Origin of the sequence: Haloferax sp. Atlit-6N (assembly GCF_003383195.1) — an archaeon.
Taxonomy (GTDB): Archaea; Halobacteriota; Halobacteria; order Halobacteriales; family Haloferacaceae; genus Haloferax; species Haloferax gibbonsii.
The window spans coordinates 1-509 of sequence record NZ_QEQJ01000204.1 but is presented as its reverse complement, the minus strand read 5'-3'; the positions used below and the strand labels follow the sequence as shown (position 1 = coordinate 509).

1 protein-coding gene is annotated in these 509 nt (G+C 49.5%); it reads right to left on the bottom strand.

Annotated elements, in window-relative coordinates:
* Positions 1 to 461, bottom strand: a 461-nt coding sequence (locus tag DEQ92_RS21950) for a histidine kinase N-terminal 7TM domain-containing protein (protein WP_233516942.1), incomplete at its 3' end; no start/stop codon positions are given.
* Positions 462 to 509 lie beyond the last annotated feature (48 nt).

Below are 509 nucleotides of genomic sequence, written 5' to 3'. Positions count from 1 at the left end.
ATCGTTCCTGGCGTCTCGAACGGAAGGAGTGAGAACGTATGTGCGACGGACAACAGCATTGGAGCAAAGATGGCGGAGACAAGAATCGCAGTCTGACTCGGACTGAGACTCTGGTCAGACCACGTCTGGTAGACGATATAGGAGAGTCCGATTGTCGCGATGATGTAGAACGCGGATAAATACGAAATATACAGGAGACTGTTCCCGTGGTCAATGACCGAGAACGCACCAAACGAGATAAGCTGAGGATTTTCAAAAAGGGCAGGCGTCGGATCGGTGAACAACAAGACAAAGACCGGTGATAACAATAATACGATAACAGCGGTCGTCTTCCAATTCACCCATCTGCGTGCGTTTCCCATCGAAAGCCCGTACAAGAGCACCGCAGGTGCAGTGGTGAACGACCCGAAGTGGAGCATTTTGTACGCCCAATAAGACTGACCGTAGGTAGTTGCAGTCAACTGTAATAGGGCGAAAAATGTCCAAATCGTTATCGTTGTTGCTAAGAC